Here is a 24476-nt window from a genome sequence, read left to right as displayed (position 1 = left end):
ATGCAGATTCAACTAAGTATTGTTATTCCGTGTTACAACATGGAGCGTTATCTACCGCAGTGTATAGATAGTCTATTGGATCAAAACTTGAATCCAGCTGAATATGAAATTATTATCGTTAATGACGAATCTAAAGATTCTACCCTAAAGGTTGCGAAGAATTACGCTGCAAAGCATGCTAACATTATCATTATTGATAAGAAAAATGCGGGTGTTGGCGCTGCAAGAAACTCAGGGTACGACATTGCTAGGGGCGAATATCTCTATTTCTTAGACCCAGATGACTACTTGGCCAAAAATACGGTGACTACACTGCTTGGGCTAATGGAAAATAATACCCTTGACATTCTGACTTTTCATAGTATGCCTGTGGTAAAAAGACATGTTCCTAACTCCCTTAATATCGAGCATGGGGTCAAAAAACTAGATGTTCAAGACGGAATTTCCTATATCGCAAACATCAAACACCATAATGAAATTTGGTGGTTTTTTATCAGACGAGATTTTATGGTCTCTACAGGAATCCGCTTTATCGAAGGAAGATGGATGGAAGACGCTATTCTATGTTCCGAGCTCTTTCTCAAGGCGAAAAGAATGGCACACGCCGATGTAGATGTTCATCGTTATCGAATTTTACCAACTTCAGCGATGAGGAACAAGACTCCCGAACACTACAATAAAGTTATTTACGACAATGCAAATGCCGCACATGTCTACAAAAATTTGATAGAAAGTGTTCCTTCCGAGCATAAAGATGCAGCACGTTGCATACGAAGACTTAAAACCCGGCAGCAATCGTTTGTATTTTTCCTTATGGTTCGATTGATGAAATCAGATATTTCTGTAGAAAAAATTCCAGAAATGCTTTCCGGTTTTGAGAAAATCGATGCCTATCCACTTAAAAAGTTTTTAGGCCCTGATTATCACGGTATAGGCTATTCAATTCTTGTGTTCATTTTTAACCGTAAGCCTTTGATCAATCCTTTTATAAAGTTTTTCAGAACTTTTTATAATTTAGCTAAATGAATATACTGATATCTTCCGCCGGAAGAAGAGTTTCGTTAGTTCGAGCCTTTCAAAAAGAACTAAAAAAAATATTTCCACAAGCTAAAGTTTTCGCATCGGATGCCAATCCAATATTATCGGCTGCTTGCCAAGTAGCAGACGGACATTTTAAGGTACCTCTGCAAAGTGATCCTACGTACTTCGATGTCTTGATTAAAAACTGTATCGCGCATGATATTAAACTAATGGTTCCAACCATTGATGCAGAGCTATTACCCTTGGCCAAAAACAAAAAGCGCCTTTTAGAACTTGGTATTATGCCAGTGATTTCTACCGAAGACTTTGTCGGAAAATGTCGCGACAAACGCGAAATTCATACTTTCCTAGAGGCAAAAGAAGTAGCCGTGGCAGAGGAATACAGCAAAAGCGACTATAAGTTACCCATGTTCATTAAACCAACCGATGGTAGTCGAAGTATTGATACCTATTTAATACGTAATGAAGATGATCTTATTCCGTATCATTTCGAAAATGAAAAACTGATGTTTTTAGAATATATCGATCACGACTTACACGAGGAATTTACCTGTGATTTGTATTATGACAAAGAGAACAAGTTAAAATGTGTGGTACCGCGTAAGCGTATTGAGGTTCGAGATGGAGAGGTGTATAAGGCACTTACGGTAAAAAATCATTTGGTAGACTACATTAAAACCCACTTGGGCCAGATAGCAGGCGCTGTAGGCTGTTTAACAGCCCAGTTTTTTGTTCATAAAACGAAATCCAACGTTTATGCCATTGAGATTAACCCCAGATTCGGGGGCGGGTATCCCCTATCGTATTTGGCTGGAGCGAATTTTCCAAAATGGATACTTACCGAGTACTTTTCTGATGAAAAGATTGCCAACAATTTCGATTGTTGGGAAGACGAGCTACTGATGATTAGGTATGACGACGAAATATTAGTGCATGGATATAAAGGTTAATCAAGACACCGTCATCGTTTTTGACCTTGATGATACGTTGTACAACGAAATGGCGTATTTAAAGTCAGCGTATATTAATATTGCCAAAGAATTATCGCCAACGAATTGGCAGGGCCTCTTCGCTCGAATGTATTCCCTTTTTCGCTCAAAGCAAGATGTATTTGAATTTTTGGCTACGCAGTTTGATGTTCAAAAATCTGACCTATTGCAAACCTATAGAACCCATAAGCCATCGCTGCAATTGTTCGAGGGAGCCATGGAGGTTATTCAGCGTATAAAAGAAAAAGGAGGCAAAATAGGTATCATTACCGATGGTAGAACAACTACACAAACCGTAAAACTCACGGCCTTGGGAATTTATGAAATGGTAGATAAAATTGTTATTTCCGAAGAAGTTGGTTCTGAAAAACCAGACGAGCAAAACTATCGTATCATTGAAAATGCTTTTCCCAATTGCAATTATTTATATATGGCCGACAACTTGCGTAAAGATTTTATCAGTCCGAATAAGTTAGGCTGGAATACACTAGGACTAGTTGATAACGGACTAAATATGCATTTCGATGGGCACTTGTATTTTGAGGATAGTCACCGCCCACAAAACTTTGTCACCTCTTTTTTCGAAATAAACATTGTTTAAACTAAATCAGCTTGACTGCAATTAAGTAGCTAACACAACGTTTTGTATTTTTGAAATAAGGAAGAAATATCTATCTAAAGTACTAGCACTAGTCAACTAAACTACATTCTAAAGAATGGCCCAAAACGGTGATTTTAAAATATTTTGCATCGGTTCGAATTTAGAATCCTATGAATCCTTGAAATTTTTGGTGGAGAAGAAATGCAAAATTCATACTTTAATTACGCTTCCAAGCTCTTTAAGTGAAGGTGTTTCAGATTATATAGACCTTCATGATTTTTGTATACAAAACGGCATAAACGTTATCGATACAAGAAACGTGAATTCTAAGGAAACGGTGGAAGCCATAAATAGGTTAAAGCCCGACTACCTATTTACATTGGGTTGGAGTCAAATTTTCAAAGAAGAGTTTATTGCTAGCTTCTCGAAATTCGTCGTAGGAACACACCCATCCAAATTACCGCATGGTCGGGGTAGAGCTCCACTTCCTTGGACAGTTCTAGAAGGTCTGGATAATTCCGCTGTAAGTTTTTTTAAAATTGATACAGGAGTCGATACGGGTAAGCTGATTTTTCAAAGAGAGTTTGAAATACCCAAAGGCACCTATGTAAAAGACCTTTACGATATGGTGGCCAAAGAACTTGGACTAGGGTTTTACGAAATTTATAAATTAATCGAAAATGGGGAAACAATTCACCTTTCAGATCAGGGTAATACTGGAGTTACGGTCAGGGGAAAGAGAACGCCAGAGGATGGTTTAATCGAGTTTGATCAAGATATCAGTTCTGTCGAGAAGTTGATTAGGGCCGTATCGGAACCCTATCCCGGGGCATATTTTTATTATAAGGATCAAAAAATCATTATTTGGGAAGTGGATTTTGACCTTGAAAAAATATATTCGGGAACAAAAAGACAGATCTTGAAAAAGGGTGAAAATAAGATTTTGGTCCAATTTGCAAATGGTACGCTTTGGTTAAAGCGACCCACGCAGGTAGATGGCCGTGCGGTAGATCTCAAATTTTTTAAAATTGGAGATAAACTAGGGTACAACGTTCAGGATGAGATTTTTAAACTAAAAACACAAAAAAATAATGATTGAATTGTTCAATAAAGTACTTGTAATAGCTGCCCATCCTGACGATGAGATTCTCGGTGTGGGTGGTACAATGTCGCTCTTGTCTAAGATGGGCAAACAAGTCGACGTTTTGATTTTTACAGATGGCAGCAGTACACAATACTTTAACAATGAGGCAATTTTGGAAGACAAATTTCACGAAGCGAAAGAAGCCAACGACATCGTTGGATCAACTGTTCTTCCACGTGCTGATTTTCCTGATATGCGATTAGATACGATTGCCCATGTCGATAAGAATATAGCCTTAGGTAAGATAATTACTGCTGGAGCGTACGATACCATCTTTGTTCAAGATCGCACCGATATAAATAAAGATCATAACGAGCTCTATGAAAGTACCATGGTAGCTTGCAGGCCCTTTCCAGGACAAAAAGTAAAACACTTGTTATCTTATTATGTGAACTCTTCGACAGAATGGGGAAATCTACTTAAGAAGAAACCTTTTGATCCTAACGTTTTTGTCGATATCTCTAAGTCTATTGATGATAAGTTAAGTGCGATGACAAAATATACTACTGAGCTAAGAGACTACCCTCACCCAAGAAGTACCGAAGCCATTCGAAATTCAGCAAAATACTTTGGAAATATGGTCGGCACAGAATTCGCTGAGCCCTTTCATTTGGTATATACCCGCTAATTTAAAGTGAATATTGCAACTACTTTTCGTTACTTTTTAAGTGTAGATTGCCAAATTTAAAACAGAGTTATCAACAATTTTCCATTTTTTTTATGGAAAAAAGTTGTGCAGCAATAATCTGTATTGTACATTTGGTCGTATATAAAGTGTAATTCATCGATAGTTTTGACCAAACCGATAGTATTAACTTTTAAACGCCCCGAAGTTTTGAACACCTATAAGCCCTCAATTCTAAAAGATTTTATTGACAAGTTAAGAGAGAAAGCAATTATTTGGATGTACAATCGTTCACCAATTTTGTTTACGTTGTTTGTTTGACAACCTTTTGCCTACCTTTGCACGTAAAATAATTACCCCCCTCCTTTGAAAACTTTACTTCAAAAGATTGCTAATGAATCTTCATGTAAGGTAATTTTTATAGATTTTTTCGACACTTTAGTTCACAGAATAGTTCACCCTCATTATGCAATTAAACTGTGGGGTAAGTTTCTAATTCGCGAACTAGGCCTTTTTATCACTGCAGATGAACTCTTTGCCATACGCATTGACGCCCTATCGTATCTATCGGAGAAGTATGACACCAGAACATTGGAAGTATCCTATGAAGATCTTTTAAACGAAGTCTACAGCCGTCTTGTAAATTCAGAGTCCTTACCCAACATTTCCTTTGACTATTTTAGGAAAATATTCATGCAAGCCGATTTTGTTTCAGAGGTTTCGGTACAATTTAAAAACGAGGCAATCGTAGATACCATTAAAATGTTTAAAAGCAAGGGGTATCGTATTTACTTGATCACCGATTTTTTTCTTTCCAAGGAAATTATTCAAAAAATACTACAGCATCATGGTATGTCATCGACCTTTGATGATGTTTTCGTATCATGCGATCTTGCCAAAAGCAAGGCGAGCGGTTCTATATATCCATATGTTCTAGAAACCACAAATTCGGTTCCGACTGAAACCATAATGGTGGGAGATAATAAAAGGAGTGATATTATCAACGCAGAGAAACACCAAATCCAAAGCATTCATACTAAGAATTTAAAATACCATTTTCGAAACAAGAGAAATTTAATGGGTAATGATGAGCATAGTTTTGAAGCAGTATGTACCGTACTTGAGCGAAGATGCGCAAAAAGTAAATACCCGTTTAGTGAATATATCATCCATTTTTATTTTTTTACCGAGCGATTGTACAAAAAAGCGAGGAGGGATGGGGTGAAAGATTTATTCTTTCTGGCACGCGAAGGTTTGTATTTGAAAAAGTTATTTGATTTTTATCAAGAGTTAAATCAGTTTAACACCAAAAACAAAATACAAACTCATTATCTAAAAGCTTCACGACAATCTGCCCAGCAAATAGCGCTTAGGCCACTTGAAGAAGAGGATTTCTCCAATCTTGGAGGTATGTACAATCAGATGTCGGTTGACCAGTTGCTCACATGGTTTTTCTTTCCTGAAGAAGTAAAAGACCAGCTTATTTCGCAGTTAGGGGTAGCAGCTGATCAAACCTATCCAAATTTGTTTACTTCCGAAATGATGTCTGATTTGCGAAGAAATGAGATTTTCGTTCAACAGTATGAAAAGAATAGAATTTGCCAAAAAGAAGCATTCCTGAAATATTTGGGGTCATTTGGAACTGATATTGAACAAGATGGCATCGCTTTAGTCGATGTAGGTTGGGGAGGTACTATGCAAGAATGTATTCATAAGTTTCTTAAAAAAGAGGTGCCTGTTACGGGTTACTATATAGGTTTAAAAGCTATCTACAATATTGAGCCCGACACCAAACGATTTGGATTGAACTTCTCTCTTTACCCTAGTCATGGGGTGTCATATGACATTTTAAAGGCAAATGGTCAGCTGTACGAACAACTTTTGGGCGCCCCTCATGGTAGTACTTTGGGTTACCAATTGCGACAGGGTCAGCCAGAAACCATTGAGTTTCATGAAGAAAGCGAAAAGTATGTTTTCGAGAACTATATAAAGGAGGTGCAAGACTATATGTATGTCGAGTTTGAAAAGCTTTTTTTGAGCTTGAGATCCGTCAATTATTCTCAAGATCTAGTTCAAGAATACATGACTGGTATGGCTTTGAGAACCGGAATACTAACGAATAAGAAACGCATACGATTCATCAACAATATTTCGAAAGGCTTTTATCAAAACGTTGGAGAAAACAAAGTAGGATTGAACTACAGCCCAAAGCAGCTGTTAGTTTCAAAACGTTCAGTAATCTACAAATTCCTGCGATCTCCAGAAAAGGTGTTCCGATATTTGGTTAAGGTTAAACCCTTTTTATATGCCAAAGGACTTTATTGGTGTTCATGGCCAGTAAACTTGGCGTATTTCTACATGAAATTCAACTTTTGGGTTAAAAAAACATGGTTTCCAAAAAAGCTTTTAAGATCGTAGTAAAAACATAGTATTGACCGCAGTTCAACCTTAATCAATACTTCATAATTATGAATTCTGAACGCCTATTTAATTGGTGCTTTTCTTCAGGGCAATAGGTGTGATCATCACATTCATTTAATAGTTTCTCCTCACCGTAAGCCTCTGCAGCCAAACGGTTAGACGCTATGCCCAACTGCATTAGAAAATCTACCGTGCGATTTACCCGTCGCTGTGACAACCACTTATTGTAATTTGAACGTCCTCTTGAATCTGTATGGGAAACCACTCTGAGCTCTAGATTCGGATTCTCCTTTAGCAGATCAGCCAACTTGGTTAAGACAGTCTTCGATGCATTAGTCAAGTATGAAGAATTTAAATCAAAATAAACGTATCCTAACCTATCTATTTCATCTTCTAATCTTTGTCTACGACTTTTCTCTGCATCAACCTCAGCTTGTTCAATTGCCGCCAATCTTGCTTTTTCTTTTTCCTGAGCTAAGCGTTCAGCCAGAGCTGACGCTTCCGCTGCTTCTCTTGCGGCATTGATAGAATCGTTTACACGCTGTTTTTCCTTTTGTAAAGCTTCTAACAACGCTAATTTTTCCCTGCCCTTCTTTGAAAGGCCTTTTTCAATCCCAAACTGGTACACTATTCCTGCGGCATGTTGTATGTGGTTGGTACCAACATCGCCCGTTCGCCATTTTCCCGAAGTATTGAAATCAAGTCCAAGCCGATCAGAGAACCAAGTTCTAAAGCCAACTATGGCATTATACGTACTTCTAGGCTCGTTATTTGCGTCAGTATATCCTAAACCTACTCCCACATAAGGATCAAACCAAGCTGTTTGTCCTATCAATTTGTTCAAATCATAGCTTAAGCGTGCATCAATAGCTAAATACGTCTTATCGCTATCATTAACAACCTTATCGATAATTTTTCCTGCCTTGTACTTATTGTAGGTTCCAATGGCCTCAATTCCTACACCTGACTTAAAATATCTTCCTATACTAAGTCTATTTGGGTAAGGGAGGGCATTCCATTGTGTATCAATTGCCAAAAGATCATCAAATACATCTCCAGAATCATCCACGAAGTTATATCCGAGACCGAAAATCCAAGAACTTTGAACAACACTGTCCTTTTTGGTGAGTTGAATATCCTCGCTTTGGCCGAAATTCGAGTTGGAAGTAAAAAAAGCCAAAACCGTAAGCAGTAGGGCAAAATTTTTCATAGTTGTAAAATTTGGGATTATTTACAACAGCAAAGGTATTCGCACGCCTGTTCAACTCCAATAAAGTACTTTGAACGGTTTGAAAACTCGATAGAAGGTAGTTATTATAGCTTTCTATAGCTATTTTATGCCTTTTTCAACTAGTATCTCCTTTTGGGTCAAAGGCATCTTATAGACACAGAATGGATTGCGTACTACGGCCGTGGTGACATCACCGGGTACCTTGTTAATTTTATAATCTAAAAGAACTTGGGTACTTGTCTCTTTATTAAAACTAAGTATGGGTATTCCACTATGATTTTGTTCTCCACTGCATTGAACAATTACTATTTCGGTAGAAAAATTAATATCGGGTACTGGAAGACCGGGTTTTCTAGTCTTATTTATTTTAGAATAAAAACTTTTCAACCTTTTCATATCTCTAATTATCATAGTTTCTTCCACATCAAAGCTGCCGTATTCATCTTGTAAAAGCAAGACCAAAGGTGCGTCTGAACTCAATTGATTATCGGCGTTTTTTACACCCACCTTCTTTTGACCATTACAGGATAGCAAAAGTAATACTATGCCAATTAGATAATTTTTCACTTAACTGTAGCTTTTATCGAACCTACTTTTGTACGCTTTTTCATAAACCTCTTCGTATAGCGGAAGGATATTGAGAATATCGAATTTTTCCGCAGACTTTGCCGCATTCATTTTAAAAGTATTCAAAACTTCATCATCGCTTAAAATCTTAAGCGCATTCCGTGACATTTCTTCCACATCGCCTACCTCGCTTAGAAATCCGGTTAGGCCTTGCTCATTAACTTCAGGAATGCCCCCCGCATTACTCGATATTACGGGTACCTTGTTAATCATTGCCTCCAAGGCTGCCAAACCAAAACTCTCGGTTTCTGATGGCAGTAGAAACAGATCGGTGAAACATAAGATCCTATCAATTTCATTACTGTTCCCAAGAAAAATGACTTTGTCAGAAATGCCTAGTTTATCGCATAGGCGTTCAGCACCTTCTTTTTCTGGCCCCTCACCGACCATAACCAATTTTGCAGGAATCTTTTCCTGCACTCTATGAAAAATATGAATTACATCGGGTATACGCTTTACCTTTCTGAAATTACTGATATGGGTTAAAATTCTTTCGTGGTCGTCCGCCATCAGCGATCGTTGGCAATCTGTAAACGAATTGCTATACTTAGTTCTATCGATAAAGTTGGGGATTACCTCAATTTCTGCCTTAATATCAAACAATTCTAAAGTTCGTGATTTTAAATTTTCTGAAACAGAGGTAACCACATCAGAATTGTTAATACTGAAAGTTACTGCAGGCTTGTAAAAAGGATGTTTCCCTACCAAAGTAATGTCAGTGCCGTGTAAGGTGGTAATCATTGGAATATTAATATTTTCCTCTGCCAACATTTGCTTGGCCATGTAGCCTGCGTAGGCATGTGGTATGGCATAGTGAACATGCAACAACTCAATACCATGTAACTTAATGGTATCTACCAATTTGCTCGACAAGGCCAACTCATAAGGCTGATACTTAAACAACGGATATTCGGGCACATGTACTTCGTGGAAATGTATCCGGTTATTCAAAAGCCCCAAACGAACTGGTTGTCGATAGGTTACAAAATGAACTTCATGTCCTCTATTGGCTAGTGCAATTCCTAATTCAGTGGCGACTACACCACTACCACCCCAAGTGGGGTAACATACGATAGCTATCTTCATTACCCAAATTTAGTGAAAACAAGATTTAAGTCGCCCTTAAAGCGCTTTATTTACATTTATTTTAAGAGAGTTAACTATTCTGTTAGGGCATCATAAATAGCTTTCTGAATTCTGGTACGCAATCCAGATTTTACCAGCAAAGTGTTTGTAGCCGAGGGGTATGTTCTATTTGACAGAAAAACATATACAATTTCCTTTTCAGGGTCAGCCCAAGTATACGTACCTGTAAAACCACTATGCCCAAAGCTTTTTCTTGAAACGCAGCCACAAGTAGGTCCTTTATCACGCAATTGTGGTTTATCAAAACCAACCCCTCTTCTCACTTTTTTGTTACAAAAGTAGCAGGTATTAAATTTTTTAATAGTTCTGCCGTCAAGAAATCGAACGCCACCGTAAACACCATTTTGCAAATACATTTGCATAATTTTCGCCACATCGTTGGCATTGCTAAAGAGGCCTGCATGACCCCCAACCCCACCTTGCATTGCAGCGCCCATATCGTGAACATACCCTTGTACGGTTTGATAGCGGTAGTAATTATCTTCCTCAGAAGGTACAATGCGCTGCTTTGGAAATTTTTCCAATGGATTGTAGCTGGTGCTACTAGCACCCAGTGGTTTGTACAAAAACTCATCTACTAATTTGTCTAGACCCCGCTTATTGGTATCTTCTATGTACTTCTTCATTACATAATAAGCCACGTCACTATAGCGGTATCTATTTGACTTTAAGTCTTGCCTTCCGATACGATCGTAAATAGAATCTTTATAGGCATCGGTTAGATAAAGATTATCGGCAACCCGTATCGAAAAACCATCCAAAGGCTTATTTCTATAAAATTCCGAGGAAGGTTTTCGTTTTTTGTCTAGGGTAGAAACGTAAAAGGCGATCCATGCTGGTAGCCTACCATAGTGCGATAAGGCCTTAAGCACCGTTACGTTTTTTAATTCTGTATCTGCATATTCTGGAACCAAATCAGAAAAAGTATTGTTCAGTCCTAGTTTTCCTTCTTCCTCCATCTTCATCACCATAGGTAAAGTACCCAGTATTTTGGATATCGAAGCCAAATCATAGATGTGGTTTGGAGTGATTTTTTCTTGTGACTTATACGTGGGTTTCCCAAAGCCCTTGTTATAAATCACCTTTCCCTTACGAGCAATCAATACCTGTGCACCCGGATACATTAAGGAATCAAGGCCATCTTGAACCAGTTTATCAACTTCAGCTAGCTTTGAGACATCAAAACCTACACGCTCGGGAAAACTATATCCCAGACGAGAGAGCGACTTCAACTGCACAGTTGAATTTACTGCAAACTCACTATGTGCGGATACGGGCAAAACGCCTTTGGCAGGTATGGCACCAAAAATTAGCTGTGCAGTCTTTTCTTGGGCGAGCTTGCTATTTTGATAGGCAAGCACGACTCCATCAATATTTTTAAACGAGCTTACGCCCAACAAAGCATAGGGTTTAGCAAAAACCGAAAAAATTACATTCGAACTACGTGCCTCGGCAATTTCTTGTAACCAAATTTTCTCTTTCTGGCTTAAATTATAGGGTTTCCAAGGACTTTCATCACTTTTATGCAGGCCGATTATAACGAGATTATAATCCTCCAACTTCTTCTTTAAAGTAGTAATGTCCTTACCATTAACCTGTGTAACCGAAGCATATTTATTGAGTTCACTTAAAAACGGTGCGCTGTTGGTATCGCCAAATTTCACATAGGCGATTTTCTTATTTTCCAGCTTTTTTATGCCCATTAAATAATAGGCGTTTTTAACTACGGTAATTGCATTTTCAATAGCTTCCTCATAAACCAAATCATCAGCACGAGAATTTAAATCTTCATAGAGGTTTTTTATCGGTATTGGACGGTATTTATGTAGTCCGACCTTATACTTGGCCATTAATATTTTCTTTACAGAGCTAGCCAAACGTTGCTCTGTTATTTTACCTTTTTTATAGGCTTTTGCTAACTTTTCTTTGGCCTGGGCCACCTCGGTAGGCATCAACAGCATATCATTTCCCGCTAAAAAGGCTTTTACTTCAACGTCGCCGTTTTTTCCGGTGTCAGCAACACCACGCATATTCAGGGCATCGGTAAAAACCAATCCTTTAAAACCCATTCTTTCTTTCAGAATTCCTGAAATAATCTGTTCAGAAAGAGATGACGGCAATCCGTCTTTAAGTTCTAAGGCAGGTACTTCTAAGTGTGCTATCATAACACTGCTGACACCCGCATCAATTAATTTTTTGTACGGATACAATTCAATACTGTCTAATCGTGCTTTTGAAAAATCAATGATAGGCAACGCTTTGTGGGAGTCTGTGGCGGTATCACCATGTCCTGGAAAGTGTTTACCACTTGATAGAACCCCTGCACTTTCCAGACCTTTTACAAAGGCCACTCCTTTCTCGGTAACATTCTCACGATCCTCACCAAAAGATCGGCTTCCAATTATCGGATTCTTTGGATTAATATTGATATCGACGTCAGGAGCAAAATTAATATGCACTCCCAATCGCTTGGCATGCTTACCAATTTGTTTTCCTACTTTCTCCACAATGCTGTTATCGGAAATAGCTCCCAAAGTCATATTGTACGGAAAAGCATAGGTAGAATCTAATCGCATGGAAAGTCCCCATTCGGCATCCATACCAATCAATAATGGCACTTTTGATGCCTTTTGATAGGCGTTAGTCAATTTGGCTTGCCGTACCGGACCTCCGGTAGAAAATATGACTCCGCCGATATGTTCTGATGTAATAAGTGCAGCAATCTTATCGGTCGCGGCTTTGTTTTGATCGGAAGCGACACTAACCATAAAAAGTTGACCTAGCCTTTCTTCCAAAGACATTGCATTGTATTTGGAATCTACCCATCGCTGCTGAGCAATACTATCGCGAACCACCAACGGATTGCGCTGGGCATTTGCACAGACAACTGTCAGTAAAAACAAGGGGAGAACTCTTAAAATACGCATATTCGATCGGTCTATCAAAATAACTGAAAACACTACTAATTATTGCATTTCATCGAACTAATCATACACTTCGTCTACGGTATGATCACAATGATACAAAGCTACTTTCAAAACCCGTACCACAATGAATTGCTACATAAAACGGCTATGCCAACTTTCAGAAGCAGGAACTTCCCAATTTTCAAGGTATTCACCCTTTGTGGCAACTAAATTGTTGAATACGATCGTTTTGGCAGAAACCGCTTTTTGTTTGGCCATTTTTTTGAAATCCAAGAGAGGTTTATAGGCAACAAACTCACCTTGTTTGTAAGACACATTCATTTTATCTAACAATTCAACTTGGTATTTCTTTTCCAACTGCTGAATAAAATGAACCGATGCGTCAATACTACAACCAGAGGCCGAAGTGTGTGACTGATCAAGGCCTAAAATAATAAAACGATTATATCGAATTTCGATACCGGCCTTCAAATCTTGACCGTGGGCTGTCCATTCGGTAATAAAAGCGTCAAGCTCTTCTTTAAGTTCAGCCAATTCTTCTGAACTAAAACTGCGACTTGCCTGATATATCCATACCCTCGAAGTATCGGGAAGGGATTCAAATTCTACTAACATTTCCTATTGTATTATTTACAAATCTTCAGCTTTGGCGATAAGTTCTGCAATATCCATCACAGCTACAGAAGATTCCTTTTCCTTGTTCTTTACCCCGTCGGTCATCATCGTATTGCAAAACGGGCAGCCCGCAGCAATAATTTCAGGTTGCGTTTCAAGTGCCTGTTCGGTTCTTTCAATGTTGATGTCCTTGTCTCCTTGCTCAGGTTCTTTAAACATTTGTGCCCCACCAGCTCCGCAACATAGTCCTCTTGATTTACAACTTTTCATTTCGACCAGTTCCGCATCCAATTTCTGAATCAGTTCTCTAGGAGCCTCATATACGCCATTTGCCCTTCCTAAATAACATGGATCATGAAAAGTGATACGTTTGCCTTTGTATTGACCACCTTCCATGGTAATTCTTCCATCAGAGAGCAATTGCTTCAAAAATTGCGTATGATGCACGACTTCGTAGTTTCCGCCCAAACCAGGATATTCATTTTTCAAGGTATTAAAGCAATGCGGACAGGCTGTAACTACCTTTTTTATTTCATAAGCATTCATCACCTCAATATTGGTCACAGCCTGCATTTGGAATAAAAACTCGTTCCCTGCTCGCTTGGCCGGATCTCCTGAACAACTTTCCTCAGTGCCTAAAACTGCAAAAGAAACATTAGCCTTGTTTAAAATCTTTACAAACGCCTTTGTGATTTTTTTTGCCCTATCATCAAAACTACCCGCACAACCTACCCAAAACAAAACCTCTGGTTGCTGGCCTGCTGCAAATAGCTCAGCCATAGTTGGAACTTTCAATGTCTCACTCTCCATATACTTGTTATTATCTTATGATTCTTCCACCCAATTCAGACGATCCATCTGATTAAAGGGCCAGGGGGCTCCATTATTTTCAATATTGCCCATCATATTGTTCAAATCCGCTGGGGCAGCAGATTGTTCCATTACCAAATACTGACGCATGTCTATAATAATAGATAGTGGATCGATACTTACAGGACATGCTTGTACGCAGGCGTTACATGATGTACACGCCCATAACTCTTCATGAGATATATAATCTCCCAAAAGTTGCTTACCGTCGTCTACAAAATCTCCTTTATTCGCATCAATGTTCTTTCCTACCTCTTCCAAGCGATCACGTGTATCCATCATGATTTTTCTTGGGGAAAGTTTTTTTCCGGTTTGATTGGCTGGGCACTCGCTAGTACAACGGCCACATTCCGTACAGGTATAAGCATTTAACAATTGTACCCAATTTAGGTCAGTAACATCAGATGCTCCGAATTTTTCCGGCTCCGGTGTATCTTCAGCTGGAGCTGCATACGGGTCGGCTGAAGGATCCATCATCAGTTTTACTTCTTGGGTAACTGCAGCATTATTTTTGAACTGCCCCTGTGGAATAAGCTTTCCATAGAACGTATTTGGGAACGCTAACAAAATGTGCAGATGTTTTGAATAATACAGGTAGTTCAGAAATATTAAAATCCCGACAATGTGTAACCACCAAGTACTTCTTTCAACCAAAAGAAGGCTATTATCAGATAGGCCACTAAACCAAGGAGCAATAAATTGGCTTACAATATTACCGGAACCCAAATCTTGAAAGCCGCTATCTGTGGCGTTCATTACAAGAAATAAACACATTAGCACAACCTCAAAATACAGAATAATATTTCCATCGTTCTTTGGCCATCCGGTCATTTCTTTACTTAGAAAACGCTTTAGTTTAATAACATTTCTACGTAACCAAAAAATGAATACTGCGATTAATACTAATACCGCCAAAATTTCAAAGGAACCAATTAAAACCCCATATACTGATTCACTCAAGACTTGTAATCCAATTCGGTGCGTTCCAAGGAGTCCATCGATTATAATCTCAAGTACTTCCATGTTAATGATAATAAACCCTAGATAAACAACGATGTGCAATAAACCCGCAATAGGCCGCACTACCATTTTGGTCTGCCCTAGCGCAATTTTGGCCATATTCCTCCACCGTTGTGGCGTATTGTCAGAAACATCCACATCCTTTCCAAGATTAATGTTTCTTCGAAGTCGACCAACATTTTTTGCAAAGAAACCAAGGCCAGCGACAAGTATTATTGCAAATAAGATATTAGGAAGGTACTCCATATATTAATTTTCTGTTTTTTCCGCAGGATCCTCTTCAGGAACCGCATAATCCTTCTGCTTTTTACCAAAAACGGAGACATTAACATAACGCTTCGGATTCAATCTAAAATCTTGGAGTAACAGGTCAAGTTCGCGTGAAGCGTTGTTTAGATTGGTATACAACTCCTCGTCTTTTACCAATTTGCCAAGTGTTCCGTCGCCCTGTTCTATTCGGGCCATCAAGGTATTCAAATTAGCCACAGTGCCCTCAAGACTCGCTAAAGTACGTCCTAAGCCAGCACTATTTAGAGAATCGGAAAGCTTTGCGAAATTCGAAGTTAGTTCTTCAAAATTAGTTAGCGATTTGTCTAGTTTACTTTCGTTGTTCTTTAACAATCTATTTAAGGTGCCTCCGGCTCCTTTTAAATCGGTCATTAAAGCACTTAAATCAGCTATGGCCTGTCGTAAGTCTCTTTTAGCCCGGGTGTCTAAAACCGCATTTACATTTAACATTACAGAATCAGCATCCGTCAAGGCGGATTCAAATTTTTCCAAAATTGGAGATAGTTTTTTGTCCGCCACCTCGCTTAAACTGGCTTTTGTCATAGTTTCCAAAAAGTCGCCATTCACAACCGGATCGCCTTCAAAAACCGGATTTATTCGTAATCCTTTTCCTCCAATCAATCCGGTGTCATACAATTCGACCTTACTGTTTTTTGTAAACATCAAGTCTCTGTTTACGGAAAAAGTCACTAATAAGTTTCCGGAAGTATCTTTGAATTTTACACTGTTTACCGTGCCCACATTTTTGCCATTAATTGAAACAGCAGTACCTGGCTGCAAACCTCCCACATCGGCATAAACAGCATTGAGCGTGAGGTTGTTGTCAAAAATTGAAGTTGATTTTAGAAAGCTGTAACCAAAGATGACACATAATATGCCCATTACAACGATAAGTCCTGTTTTAATTTCCCGGGATAATTTCAAAAGGATGGTTTTAGGATTCTAAACAAAATTAGAAATAAATATTCGGACACGGTTATTATTCTGAAACCATTTTAATAGCCTCTGGTGTAGGAATGCGAACACCATCTTTATAGGCAACAATATAGCTCGTCGGATACCCTTTTTGGTCTGCATTTTTCTTTAGAAGCTTGGCATCTTTATAAGAACTGGTGCTACCGTACATATATCGATACAAGTCTTTGTAGGGTTCTTTTGAAAGCTTATTGAGCCCATTGAATCTACTTGGGTCTAAAGGTAAATTCTTAGAACCTGCCATCAACTGCACCCTAAACTCAATAGTTACTGAGGGCTTGACTGGCTGTTCTATTTCTTTTGGTGGGGCAATAGTTTCTTTCTTTTCGACCACAGGAGGTTTGGGTTTTTCTACCGCTTGTTCAATATCTTTCTTGAGCCCGGGCGATGCTGTGCCACTTACTTCCTCCTTTTTCACCGTTGGTACGGCATCAGGAAGTTTCGATGCTTCCTGGGCTGTTTTAATGACTTCAGGGGTATTTTTTGCAACAGTGGGAATTTTGTCTGCTACAGCATTTTCTGTCTCTCCACTTGTATCGACTTTGTCTTCCACAGGATTTGCCGCTGGGTCTTTTGCAAATTCTTCCGCAGCATTTTTACTAATTGTTGCAGTACTTTCGGCTACACTTGGGGTATTGGCAACAACCTCTTTCTCAGGGTCTGGAGCTGGCATAATAACCTTTCTAGGGGCTTGACCTAAGCTAGATTGTACGCCGCCCTTATACGACAAAATGGCTTCTGCAATGGCGGTGCCCATCTCAGATTGACCCTTTTTTGAATTCAGGTATGCGCCTTCACTGTCATTCGTCAAAAATCCTGTTTCTACTAAGACACTTGGCATAAAGGTTTGGTGTAAAACAATAAAACCAGCCTGTTTTACCTCACGATTCTTACGTTTCAATTTTCCTGTAAAATTGTCTTGAATAGCTTTCGCCAGCGAAATACTTTGATCCAAGAACTCCTCTTGCATAATGGTAAGGCCAATTACTGATTCAGGTGAATTGATATCATAGTCGGCATAGCGCGTTTCATAGTTATCTTCTAAATAGATTACAGAGTTCTCTTTTTTGGCAATTTCAAAATTTTGCTTGTTGGCATGAAGTCCTAAAACAAAAGTTCCTGCACCATAAGCATCAGATGTGTGTGAATCGCAGTGCACCGATACAAAAAGGTCTGCATTTGCCTTATTGGCTATCTCACCCCGTACAAACAAATCAATAAAGGTGTCATCTTTTCTGGTATAGATAACTTTCATATTTGGATCTTGCTCCAAAATTGCCCCGACTTTCAATACGATATTAAGGGCAATATCCTTCTCTAAATACCCATTGCCTAAGTTTCCTGGGTCATGGCCCCCATGGCCCGCGTCTAGAACAACTATAAACTTGTCTTCATTATTTTCTTGGCCATTGTTTTTTACAAATGAAGTCAACAAGAGCGTCAAGAGCAAAATGGGAAGAACAAAAAAACGCTTTTTATTCATAGAATTAAGGTGTTTCGGTACTTTGAATATGGTTAAATTTATTGTAATACCCTATAACGGGAACAAAAAATATATGTAAGTTTGACCTCCTAAAGTAAAGCCAAACCTTTACAAAAATAGGATATATAGCCTTGCAATCAAATAAACATCATTTACTTTTCCTCCTCCTACTTTTGATTGGTACGCTTTCTGGGCTAGCTCAAGAAGACCAAATAATCGGTTTACCGATCAAAGTAGAGAAAGATACAATCATTGCCCCGCTTTATCCTGTAGCCGTTGAAAAAGACACTATTTTAAGCGACTCTACCCAGGTTGGTAGTAGCAATGGACAGTCTCCTCTCCTACTCGACAAAATTCAATATAAGGCAAAAGACTCGATTATCTTGAGCCAAAAAAATCAAAAAATATACCTCTACAACGAGGCGGAAATATACTATCAAGACACGGAGCTCAAAGCCGGAATCATTATTATGGACTATGTCAATAACGAAGTCTATGCCGGTAGAATGAAGGATTCTTTGGGCGTTTATTCACAACTCCCTTATTTCAAGCAAGGAGATCAAGTTGTGATACCTGACTCTATTCGTTTTAATTTCGATACCCAGAAGGCCTTGATATTCAATTCAAGAACAGAACAACAGGCAGCAGGCGGGCAGCTAGGTAGCGACGCCATGAAGGTGTATGCCGAAATCACTAAAAAAGAGAATGATTCGGTGTATTTTATGAGTGAAGCTCGAATCACCACTGCGGAAGATACGATCAACCCCGATTATTATATCCGGGTTAGAAAAGCCAAATTGGTTCCTGGTAAAAAGGTAATTGCTGGCTTGAGCAACTTATACATTGCCGATGTACCCACTCCTATTGGTTTACCCTTTGCCTATTTCCCACTGAGTGTCGGAAGAACTGCAGGCCTTTTAATGCCCTCCATAGGAAATGATCCTAACCGGGGTTATTTTTTACAGAATGGGGGTTATTACCTGCCTATTGGTGATAATTTGGATATTGAACTCACAGGCGATTTCTACACGAATGGAAGTTGGGGTATTCGATCGCGCTCGAACTACGTGAAGCGCTACAAGTATAGGGGTAACATTAATGTCACCTATCAAAATCTGGTTACCAGCCAAAAAGGATTCAGCGATTTCAGCCGCAGTTCAAATTACAACATTCAAATATCGCATTCTCAAGATACTAAGGCGAGTCCGAATTCTCGATTTTCGGCCTCGGTCAATTTAGGTAGTAGTCAGTTCTTTCAAAATTCCTTAGGTAGGGTAAGTAGCGCAAATTTACTGAGCAATAACTTGTCTTCCTCTATTTCCTACTCCAAGACGCTTCCGGCCTACCCATCTATTAATATGAGTTTAACGGCCACACATAGTCAGAATACCTCTCCCGGATCTACTGATGACGGCAAGGATAATATTCAAATGACGCTTCCCACCTTTCAGGCCAGTATGGAGCGAATTTTTCCCTTTGTAAAAAGAGATGGAATTAAAAAAGGCGTTTTCCAAAACATCAATTTACAATACGATGTGAATGCCCGTTATTCATTGACAACTAATGATGACGACTTCTTAAAGGCCGCAATGTTCGATAATGGAAGATTTGGTGCTAGACACCGTATTCCAATAAGTACCAACTTCAAATTACTCAAGTATTTAAGTGTGAGTATGGGTGGTAATTATGAAGACGTATGGACCTTAGAAACGTTCAATCAAAGGTTTGTAGAAGCTGAAGATCCAACGCAACAGGGAACTGTTGTACGAGATAGCATACCAGGCTTTGACCGCTATAACACTTACAACCTAAACGCCAGTATTGGAACGACCATTTACGGAACTTTTCAATTTGGTGACGACAAAAAGATTCAAGCCATTCGCCATGTCATGCGACCTTCACTAAGCTATGGCTATGCGCCGTCTTTTGATCAATTTTATGATGAATATATTGGTGAAAACGGTGAGGTAGTACAGTTTAGTAGATTTGAAGGCACCTTGAACGGCGCACCCAGGTTGGGAAAGTCTAACAGTATCAGTTTTTCGTTAGCAAATACTTTGGAAGCTAAAGTACGTGATAAGGACTCCACGATTACGGAACCCAAGAAAGTGCCGATATTGAGTAATTTTAATATCTCTACAGGCTATAATCTTGAAGCAGATTCCCTGAAATTAAGTCCGTTGAGTGTAAACGGCGGTACCAATATTTTAGACAATAAGATGTCAATTAACTTTTCAGCGGGCTTAGACCCATATGCTATTGACAACACTGGTAGACGTATAAACACCTTCAATATAGATAATGGGGGTAGTTTGTTACGCTTGACAAGGGCGAATATTAACGTAGGCTATCGCATTGATAGTGAAATGTTTGGAAAAAAAGAGGAAGAAGAGGAATCGGAAGAGCAAGAAGAAGAAGAAGCTGGTCAATACGACTATTCAGCTCAAGATGAAATCAATAACCCATTTGAAAAGGTTGATGAATTTGGAAACCCAATTTATGATGAGGATACTCGAAAAGATCGGGATATTGAAAATCCTGTTTTTAGCACCAAAATACCCTGGGATTTTAATCTCGCCTATTCCGCTACCTATAACAATTCGGCTCGCCAGAATGAGTTCGGCAGCCATTCGCTAATGGTACGCGGAAATATTCAACTATCTCCTAGATGGAAAGTGGGTGGGTCTACCGGCTACGATTTCAAAGGCAAAGGATTTACGCTGACCCAGTTAAGGTTTGAAAGAAAGCTTGGTAGTTTTAATCTACGATTTAACTGGACACCTTTCGGACAGTATCGTCGTTGGGATTTCTTCATTGGAATAAGCTCTAGCATACTGAAAGATCTAAAATGGGAGAATCGCAGTCAGCCCCCAAGAATTAGATGATTTAGATTGTTTAATTTTTGGAACATTAAATGAAATGAATTTTCGCCAACATTTATCTCGAGTTAGACGAGTGGTGGAATTACTAATAAACCATTTTCTATGAAAAAAATAATTAACACTACAGACGCTCCTGCTCCTATCGGACCTTATAATCAAGCCGTTTTGAGCAATGACACACTTTATATTTCGGGGCAGATTCCTATGGATGCCGCCACTGGTGAAATACTATCGGGTGATATAAAAAGAGAAACAGAGCAATGCATGAAAAACCTCAAAGCAATACTTACCGAGGCTAAAATGTCCTTTGAGAATGTGGTAAAGTCTTCTATCTTCTTGGCGGATATGAACCAATTCACTCAAGTAAACGAAGTGTATGGAGCTTATTTTAATACCGAAACTGCTCCCGCTAGAGAAACTGTAGAAGTTGCGAATTTACCAAAGTTTGTGAACGTTGAAATTTCTATGATCGCGGTAAAATAGCATTCGGTTGGGTATTGGTACAAACAAATGTTCCAAAACTGAGTTGTTTCAAAAAACCAATAATTTTAAGATTAGTATTTGCGTTGGCTAGCTGAGCTATACTTTTAAATGGTTTCTCTGTGAAACTCTACCAAGCCTTCAATAGGTCGTTGTCGAATAACACCAACAATTAGGTCATTGCGTTTTAGCACACTTACGAGTTCGTCTTTCAGATAATGTGCAATACTACCAACAAAGTTGATCGGAACTTTGGTGGCTAGTTCGAACTGCATAATATAATTATTAACAAACTGCTGAAACCCCTTATCGATTACCCCTTTGCAATAAGGGTGTTCTTTATTTTCTACTAAAAATCGGGCAAAGGTAGCCAAGTAGGTATTCGGGTTGGGTTGCTTATACAGGTTTTCCTTAATTACATCGGCGTCCAAATCATATCCTTTGGCAAATTTCATTGCCAAATCTTGTGGCATTTTATGGAAGTAGTAATCTCGAATCAATTTTCGTCCAAAGAAATTACCGCTACCATCATCCATTGGAATATAACCTAAGGATGTAACTTTTTGGAATAGTTGATGCCCGTCATAATAACTGCAGTTAGATCCAGTGCCGAGAATGCACACAATACCTTGATGACCTATTTTTGTTGTCGAAAATATAGCCGCATAGGTATCTTCTTTGACCTCCGCTTTGGCATTCGGAAAGAAGTCAGAAAAAATATTCTTTAAAAAATTTTTCATTCGATCCGTTCCGCATCCTGCACCATAAAAATGAAGGCGTGTTACTTTTTCCTTATTTTTTGACAGTTCAAAATTGTTAGCCAATCGATCTTCGATCACCGCTTTGGTCAGAACTTCGGGGCTCAACCCCAACGTCTGAGTAAGAAACAATTGTTCTCCTTGTTCATCAAGAGCTATCCAATCTGCTTTGGTCGCGCCGCTATCAACAATTAATATCATACTGTCTTTTTTAAAAATAGTATCCTGAAAACAAGTGTATACGCACTAATCTTCAGGATATCATAATTTTTTTTTGATTTATAAACTCGCTACGTGTTGCGTAAGATCTACCATTTTATTGGAGAATCCAGCTTCATTATCGTACCAGCAAATTAATTTGAAGAACTTTGAATTCAACTCAATTCCTGCTCCAGCATCAAAAATGCTGGTTCTTGGGTCAGAAACAAAATCTTGAGAAACTAACTTTTCTTCGGTATAACCTAAGATTCCCTTTAAATTCCCTTCAGAAGCTGATTTAAAAGCACTTTTAATTTCTTCATAGGAAGTTTCTTTTTCAAGACGTACCGTTAAGTCGACAACAGAAACATCTGCTGTTGGCACCCTGAAGGCCATCCCTGTAAGCTTTCCTTTCAAAGCAGGTATCACCTTGGTAACAGCCACGGCAGCGCCAGTTGAAGCTGGAATGATATTCAGCATGGCACTTCTACCACCTCTCCAATCTTTCTTTGAAGGTCCGTCTACGGTCATTTGAGTAGCTGTAGTAGCGTGTACGGTTGTCATCAAAGCTTCCTCAATTCCGAAGGTATCATTTAATACTTTTGCCATAGGAGCCAAACAATTGGTAGTACAAGATGCATTGGAAACTATAGTATCAGAGGCTTTTACCTCACTGTGATTAACACCCATAACGAACATAGGAGCGTCTTTTGACGGAGCGGAAATAACCACTTTTTTAGCACCACCATCAATATGATATTGTGCTGTTTCTAACGTGGTGAAAATTCCCGTGCATTCAGCAACGATTTCTGCACCTACAGCATCCCAGGCTATATTCTTGGGATCTCTCTCTGCTGTTATGCGAACCGTTTTTCCGTTTACCACTAAATTGCCATCTTTTACCTCGACGGTTCCATCAAATTTACCATGAACCGAATCATATTTCAACAAGTACGCAAGGTGTTCAACATCTAAAAGATCATTGATTGCTACCACGTCTACATCACCTCTTTTTACGGTTGTTCTGAATACCAATCTACCTATTCTTCCAAATCCGTTAATTCCTATCTTTAAATTTGACATTTTCTTTGTTTTTAGTGTAATTAAGTTATGTTGTCATTATATCTGATACTCGAATGAGTTCGTTATCGATTTTTGTATGCCCCTTGATTGCTTTACTAATCGGGGTTAAGGTCAATTCATTATTTTGTATACCAACCATTAGATTGGTTTTACCTTCCAACAAGGTCTCTACCGCCTTTACGCCCATTCTACTGGCCAACACCCTATCATAACAAGAAGGAGCGCCCCCACGTTGCAAATGACCCAATACAGATACACGAACATCGTATACTGGTAGGTGCTTTTCTACGTACTCTTTAAGTTCGAAAACACTTTTTCCGGTTTTATCACCCTCGGCCACCACAACAATACTAGATGATTTGCCCGACTTTTTACTGCGTTTTAGAGATTCTATCAACCGCTCAAGCCCTAAATCTTCCTCAGGAATCAAAATTTCTTCTGCACCTGCCCCAACACCAACGTTGAGTGCAATATGGCCAACGTCTCTACCCATAACTTCCACAAAAAATAGACGGTTGTGAGAACTTGCTGTATCTCGAATCTTGTCGATTACCTCAACAACAGTATTACAGGCGGTATCAAAACCTAAGGTGTTCGATGTTCCGAAAATATCATTATCAATAGTACCTGGAATTCCTATCACCGGAAAGTTATATTCCTCATTGAAAATCATCGCACCGGTAAAACTCCCGTCGCCTCCAATAACCACAAACGCATCGATTCCTTCGGCTATTAACTGCCCATAGGCTTGTTTTCTTCCCGCTGCAGTTCGGAATTCTTGACATCTGGCAGACTTTAAAATTGTACCGCCCTTGTTGATAATATTATTGACGCTTCGGGCATCCATTGGATTAAAGTCGCCCTCGATCATACCTTGGTAGCCACGGTAAATACCAACACAGTCTATTTTCAAAAAGGCACATGTTCGAACCACGGCCCGAATGGCAGCGTTCATCCCCGGAGAATCACCTCCTGAAGTAAAAACACCTATCTTTTTTATCTCTGAAGCCATAAAAAAAATTAAGCCAACGAAAGTAGCAAACTTATTCGAATAAAAGAACTCTTAGCCCCC

Annotated in this window: 19 protein-coding genes and 1 pseudogene; 8 read left to right on the top strand and 12 right to left on the bottom strand. The window is 39.0% G+C overall.

Annotation, left to right across the window (positions count from 1 at the left end; translation table 11 throughout):
* From ABJN95_RS09905 to ABJN95_RS09880, 6 genes are all read left to right on the top strand, one after another.
* Positions 1-1026 (top strand): glycosyltransferase, encoded by a 1026-nt coding sequence (locus ABJN95_RS09905; RefSeq protein WP_348370235.1) that lies wholly within the window; start codon positions 1-3, stop codon positions 1024-1026.
* Positions 1023-1991 (top strand): ATP-grasp domain-containing protein, encoded by a 969-nt coding sequence (locus ABJN95_RS09900; RefSeq protein WP_348370234.1) that lies wholly within the window; start codon positions 1023-1025, stop codon positions 1989-1991. Before ABJN95_RS09905 ends, ABJN95_RS09900 begins: the two co-directional genes overlap by 4 nt.
* Positions 1975-2631: an HAD family hydrolase gene (locus ABJN95_RS09895; RefSeq protein ID WP_348370233.1), complete on the top strand. Its 657-nt coding sequence runs from the start codon at positions 1975-1977 to the stop codon at positions 2629-2631. Before ABJN95_RS09900 ends, ABJN95_RS09895 begins: the two co-directional genes overlap by 17 nt.
* A 115-nt stretch (positions 2632-2746) precedes the next feature.
* On the top strand, positions 2747-3730 hold the full coding sequence (locus ABJN95_RS09890) for a formyltransferase family protein (protein ID WP_348370232.1): 984 nt from the start codon (positions 2747-2749) through the stop codon (positions 3728-3730).
* The gene (locus ABJN95_RS09885; RefSeq protein WP_348370231.1) at positions 3723-4403 is read left to right on the top strand and encodes a PIG-L deacetylase family protein; all 681 of its coding nucleotides are present in this window, start codon (positions 3723-3725) and stop codon (positions 4401-4403) included. The genes ABJN95_RS09890 and ABJN95_RS09885 overlap by 8 nt, the downstream gene beginning before the upstream one ends.
* 363 nt (positions 4404-4766) lie before the next feature.
* On the top strand, positions 4767-6818 hold the full coding sequence (locus tag ABJN95_RS09880) for an HAD family hydrolase (protein WP_348370230.1): 2052 nt from the start codon (positions 4767-4769) through the stop codon (positions 6816-6818).
* A 34-nt stretch (positions 6819-6852) separates the two neighbouring features.
* Here ABJN95_RS09880 and ABJN95_RS09875 read toward each other — a convergent pair whose 3' ends face one another.
* The 9 genes and pseudogenes from ABJN95_RS09875 to ABJN95_RS09835 form a co-directional block, all read right to left on the bottom strand.
* Positions 6853-8031 carry an OmpA family protein gene (locus ABJN95_RS09875; protein WP_348370229.1) on the bottom strand — a complete coding sequence of 393 codons (1179 nt, stop codon included), beginning with the start codon at positions 8029-8031 and terminating at the stop codon, positions 6853-6855.
* 120 nt (positions 8032-8151) lie between these two features.
* The gene (locus ABJN95_RS09870) at positions 8152-8619 is read right to left on the bottom strand and encodes a hypothetical protein (RefSeq protein ID WP_348370228.1); all 468 of its coding nucleotides are present in this window, start codon (positions 8617-8619) and stop codon (positions 8152-8154) included.
* A complete protein-coding gene (bshA, locus tag ABJN95_RS09865) occupies positions 8620-9765 on the bottom strand; it encodes an N-acetyl-alpha-D-glucosaminyl L-malate synthase BshA (protein ID WP_348370227.1) in 1146 nt (381 codons plus the stop codon).
* Positions 9766-9839: 74 nt separating this feature from the next.
* Positions 9840-12752: a glycoside hydrolase family 3 N-terminal domain-containing protein gene (locus ABJN95_RS09860; protein ID WP_348370226.1), complete on the bottom strand. Its 2913-nt coding sequence runs from the start codon at positions 12750-12752 to the stop codon at positions 9840-9842.
* A 132-nt stretch (positions 12753-12884) separates the two neighbouring features.
* A complete protein-coding gene (locus tag ABJN95_RS09855) occupies positions 12885-13367 on the bottom strand; it encodes an ABC transporter ATPase (RefSeq protein ID WP_348370225.1) in 483 nt (160 codons plus the stop codon).
* 15 nt (positions 13368-13382) lie between these two features.
* Positions 13383-14177: a (Fe-S)-binding protein gene (locus ABJN95_RS09850; protein WP_348370224.1), complete on the bottom strand. Its 795-nt coding sequence runs from the start codon at positions 14175-14177 to the stop codon at positions 13383-13385.
* A gap of 15 nt (positions 14178-14192) precedes the next feature.
* Positions 14193-15503 (bottom strand): (Fe-S)-binding protein, encoded by a 1311-nt coding sequence (locus ABJN95_RS09845; RefSeq protein ID WP_348370223.1) that lies wholly within the window; start codon positions 15501-15503, stop codon positions 14193-14195.
* A gap of 3 nt (positions 15504-15506) precedes the next feature.
* Positions 15507-16469 carry an MlaD family protein gene (locus ABJN95_RS09840; protein ID WP_348370222.1) on the bottom strand — a complete coding sequence of 321 codons (963 nt, stop codon included), beginning with the start codon at positions 16467-16469 and terminating at the stop codon, positions 15507-15509.
* 748 nt (positions 16470-17217) lie between these two features.
* Positions 17218-18003, bottom strand: a pseudogene (locus ABJN95_RS09835) (N-acetylmuramoyl-L-alanine amidase); the annotation flags it as partial.
* A 131-nt stretch (positions 18004-18134) separates the two neighbouring features.
* Here ABJN95_RS09835 and ABJN95_RS09830 point away from each other — a divergent pair.
* Positions 18135-20888: a putative LPS assembly protein LptD gene (locus tag ABJN95_RS09830; RefSeq protein ID WP_348370221.1), complete on the top strand. Its 2754-nt coding sequence runs from the start codon at positions 18135-18137 to the stop codon at positions 20886-20888.
* Positions 20889-20987: 99 nt separating this feature from the next.
* Positions 20988-21368 carry a RidA family protein gene (locus tag ABJN95_RS09825; protein WP_348370220.1) on the top strand — a complete coding sequence of 127 codons (381 nt, stop codon included), beginning with the start codon at positions 20988-20990 and terminating at the stop codon, positions 21366-21368.
* A 104-nt stretch (positions 21369-21472) separates the two neighbouring features.
* On the opposite strand, the gene ABJN95_RS09820 is transcribed toward ABJN95_RS09825, so the two are convergent.
* The 3 genes from ABJN95_RS09820 to pfkA form a co-directional block, all read right to left on the bottom strand.
* Positions 21473-22324, bottom strand: a complete 852-nt coding sequence (locus ABJN95_RS09820; protein WP_348370219.1) for an N-acetylglucosamine kinase — start codon at positions 22322-22324, stop codon at positions 21473-21475.
* 78 nt (positions 22325-22402) lie between these two features.
* Complete coding sequence (gap, locus tag ABJN95_RS09815) at positions 22403-23404, bottom strand: type I glyceraldehyde-3-phosphate dehydrogenase (protein WP_348370218.1); 1002 nt, start codon at positions 23402-23404, stop codon at positions 22403-22405.
* Positions 23405-23429: 25 nt separating this feature from the next.
* On the bottom strand, positions 23430-24416 hold the full coding sequence (pfkA, locus tag ABJN95_RS09810) for a 6-phosphofructokinase (RefSeq protein ID WP_348370217.1): 987 nt from the start codon (positions 24414-24416) through the stop codon (positions 23430-23432).
* Positions 24417-24476: the final 60 nt, after the last annotated feature.

The sequence above is a fragment of the Maribacter sp. genome (assembly GCF_039974175.1).
Taxonomy (GTDB): domain Bacteria; phylum Bacteroidota; class Bacteroidia; order Flavobacteriales; family Flavobacteriaceae; genus Maribacter_C.
The sequence above is the reverse complement of the archived record's forward strand: the minus strand, read 5'-3'. Positions and strand labels throughout refer to the sequence as shown.

Bases quoted from the DNA above. Each gene is read 5' to 3' on its own strand.
- ABJN95_RS09850 (WP_348370224.1), bottom strand. From the start codon at position 14,177: ATGGAGAGTGAGACATTGAAAGTTCCAACTATGGCTGAGCTATTTGCA.
- ABJN95_RS09890 (WP_348370232.1), top strand. From the start codon at position 2,747: ATGGCCCAAAACGGTGATTTTAAAATATTTTGCATCGGTTCGAATTTA.
- ABJN95_RS09885 (WP_348370231.1), top strand. From the start codon at position 3,723: ATGATTGAATTGTTCAATAAAGTACTTGTAATAGCTGCCCATCCTGAC.
- gap (WP_348370218.1), bottom strand. From the start codon at position 23,404: ATGTCAAATTTAAAGATAGGAATTAACGGATTTGGAAGAATAGGTAGA.
- pfkA (WP_348370217.1), bottom strand. From the start codon at position 24,416: ATGGCTTCAGAGATAAAAAAGATAGGTGTTTTTACTTCAGGAGGTGAT.
- ABJN95_RS09820 (WP_348370219.1), bottom strand. From the start codon at position 22,324: ATGATATTAATTGTTGATAGCGGCGCGACCAAAGCAGATTGGATAGCT.
- ABJN95_RS09860 (WP_348370226.1), bottom strand. From the start codon at position 12,752: ATGCGTATTTTAAGAGTTCTCCCCTTGTTTTTACTGACAGTTGTCTGT.
- ABJN95_RS09845 (WP_348370223.1), bottom strand. From the start codon at position 15,503: ATGGAGTACCTTCCTAATATCTTATTTGCAATAATACTTGTCGCTGGC.
- ABJN95_RS09825 (WP_348370220.1), top strand. From the start codon at position 20,988: ATGAAAAAAATAATTAACACTACAGACGCTCCTGCTCCTATCGGACCT.
- ABJN95_RS09905 (WP_348370235.1), top strand. From the start codon at position 1: ATGCAGATTCAACTAAGTATTGTTATTCCGTGTTACAACATGGAGCGT.
- ABJN95_RS09855 (WP_348370225.1), bottom strand. From the start codon at position 13,367: ATGTTAGTAGAATTTGAATCCCTTCCCGATACTTCGAGGGTATGGATA.
- bshA (WP_348370227.1), bottom strand. From the start codon at position 9,765: ATGAAGATAGCTATCGTATGTTACCCCACTTGGGGTGGTAGTGGTGTA.
- ABJN95_RS09900 (WP_348370234.1), top strand. From the start codon at position 1,023: ATGAATATACTGATATCTTCCGCCGGAAGAAGAGTTTCGTTAGTTCGA.
- ABJN95_RS09895 (WP_348370233.1), top strand. From the start codon at position 1,975: ATGGATATAAAGGTTAATCAAGACACCGTCATCGTTTTTGACCTTGAT.
- ABJN95_RS09875 (WP_348370229.1), bottom strand. From the start codon at position 8,031: ATGAAAAATTTTGCCCTACTGCTTACGGTTTTGGCTTTTTTTACTTCC.